This is a genomic window from Blattabacteriaceae bacterium (assembly GCA_036390115.1).
GTDB lineage: Bacteria > Bacteroidota > Bacteroidia > Flavobacteriales > Blattabacteriaceae > DASQPV01.
Genome location: DASWCM010000007.1, coordinates 1 through 2,466, shown reverse-complemented (window position 1 = coordinate 2,466; position 2,466 = coordinate 1). Strand labels below are relative to the sequence as shown.

General features: G+C 35.1%; 3 protein-coding genes. All 3 read right to left on the bottom strand.

Going from position 1 to position 2,466, the window contains the following annotated elements:
* Positions 1 to 21: 21 nt before the first annotated feature.
* Entirely contained in the window at positions 22 to 774 is a 753-nt protein-coding gene (locus VF849_01900; protein ID HEX9232769.1) for an IS5 family transposase, read from the bottom strand.
* A gap of 106 nt (positions 775 to 880) precedes the next feature.
* Positions 881 to 1,906: an IS110 family transposase gene (locus tag VF849_01895; protein ID HEX9232768.1), complete on the bottom strand. Its 1,026-nt coding sequence runs from the start codon at positions 1,904 to 1,906 to the stop codon at positions 881 to 883.
* Between the two features lie 335 nt (positions 1,907 to 2,241).
* The coding region (locus VF849_01890) for a Holliday junction DNA helicase RuvB C-terminal domain-containing protein (protein HEX9232767.1) at positions 2,242 to 2,466 on the bottom strand (225 nt) is incomplete at its 5' end.

Below are 2,466 nucleotides of genomic sequence, written 5' to 3'. Positions count from 1 at the left end.
CTAGGCTCTGTGGACAAAATTTTAGAGAAGCCATATGAGAGCTCCAACAAAATTTAGAAATCCCATGTAAACCTCTGCGGTCTTGTCAAATCTGGAAAAAATGCGCCTAAAATTTTTAATTTTACCGAAAAAGCACTCAATCAAATGACGTTCTTTATAAATATGCTCATCATAGTATCTTTGCACTTTTCGATTCCTTTTTGATGGAATTACGATTTCACATTTCCTGTTTTCAAGGCTGACCACAAAAGCATTGCTGTCATAACCCTTATCAGCTACTACAATGGAGTTATAGACATTTTTTGTTAATACTTCAGCTTGTGTAATTTCATTCCTCTGGCCAGGAGTAAGTATAAATTTTAAAGGATTTCCCAATGCATCAACAAGTGCATGAATTTTAGTCGTAAAGCCACCTTTACTTCGCCCTAAAGCCTCTTGATCCTTCGAATCTTTTGTATATCCAGCTGAACATGGATGGGCTCTAATGATCGTACCGTCGATTATGACGGCTTCTAAATCTGGCTCTTGTTTTGTGTACTCCAATAAATTTTTCCAAATACCCCTTTCGCACCATCTCTTAAATCGTTTGTGTATACTTCTGTAATTGCCATAGATTTTCGGCAAAAGTCGCCATTGGCAACCACTTCGCGCCATATACCACACTGCTTCTATGAATATTCTTAAACGTTTTTCGTCTTTACTATGCATTCCTTTTATGCCTTTTATGAATTCTAAAATTTGTTTCCAATTTCTTTCTTTTATATAATATTCCATTCGGTAGTTTCTCCATTTTTATGTTCATTTGGTTAAACTACCACTTTTTTTCTCCCTCTTCATATTTTTTGTCCACAGAGCCTAGAGCTTCACATATTTAATTCTCCTATGATTGCTGTCCAGTAAAAAATTCAAATTTTGTAAAATCTTTGAAAACCCAGTTGTTTTTAAGAGTATAGAAAATAGTTGTTAGAAACTTCCTAGCAGTTGCAATAATAGCCTTAGCAGCACCACGCTTTTTTTTCACATGCTCGTAAAAACTTCTCAAATAAGGGCTATAACGTATAGCAATCCAAGTACACTGCACTAAAGAAGTACGTCCTATTTTTGGTCCACGTTTGGTAATCCTTCCAATTGTACACTGTTGATTAGATTGAGAAACTCGCGGTACAACTCCAAAATAAGCTGTAAGTTTTTCAGGATTACTAAAATTGTTAATATCACCAATTGTTGCAACAAAAACTGCTGCAGAAATTGCACCAATACCTTTAATGCTGATGAGACCATTAAATCCTGGAAGTTGTTTAGCAAAAGCTATAATTTCCTTTTCAAGTTTTTTGAGACTTTCTCGAATGACTTCCAGATTACTGTTAATCACTTCAATTTCGACCTTTTCTAAAAGCTCCCAATTATGCTTCTGAATAGAACGCTCAAATCCCACTTTAGTTGTAAGTACTTCCTTTTTAATCTTGATCCCGTGGTAATTAAAAAGACCATGCATTTTATTGATTAAAGATACCCGTGATTTTACTAACTGATCTCTTGTTTTAAGAAGAGAAGCTAACTGTTGGCATTGTTTGCTTTTGCATTTCGCTTCAGGTAGCATATCTTTGCTTAGAAAAAAAGCAATAGCTCTTGCATCGTGTTTGTCTGTTTTGTTCACAGAACGGCGAACAATTTCAAACTGTCCGGGAGCAATTATTACCGCACGCTTAACGTAAGGTGACACTTCATCATAGAAGAAACAGCTATTACCTGTTGCCTCAAAAGCTACTTCATCTGTTTCTTGAAGATCTTTAATAAAATTATCTAAATCCTGTAAGCGAAATGTTTTAATATACTCTGGTTTTTCCTGTTCTAAATAACAAACAGTAAAACTATTAGTGTGTAAATCAACACCTATATAACGCATAAATTTTTCCTCTTATTGAATACTACAACATATCAGAGTAGAATATTACCGGTTGGTCCATTCTCCTATACGCGGTCACTAAATTTTATAGGCCGCACGATGGTTTTCGGTGGCAGGGGCAATTAATCTCCTTTACGAGGTCTTTTTCCTATATACTGCAAAAAGCAGAAAGGGCCTCAAAAAAATGTTCAATCTGCCACCTATCCACTCTGAGAAGTTATTATCTTCTCATGCTTCCAACCGAGCAATAACTATTCATACCACCTCCATTATTCTTGATATATAAATGTTAGTATATAGATACCATGCTAATTAGTCAATATAAATTATGATGTTTAATGTTGAAAGCTCAAATACTCCTTTGCTTGGTCGGTTAGAACGCGTCCTCTTGGTGTGCGCTTTACAAAACTAATTTTGATTAAATAAGGTTCTACTGTTTCTTCAATATTGCCAACATCCTCAGATAGCGCAATAGATATAGTGTCAATTCCAACAGGGCCTGAAGTGTTGAATAAAAATCTTAGATAATGCATATCAAGTTTATTGAGTCCCATTTTGTC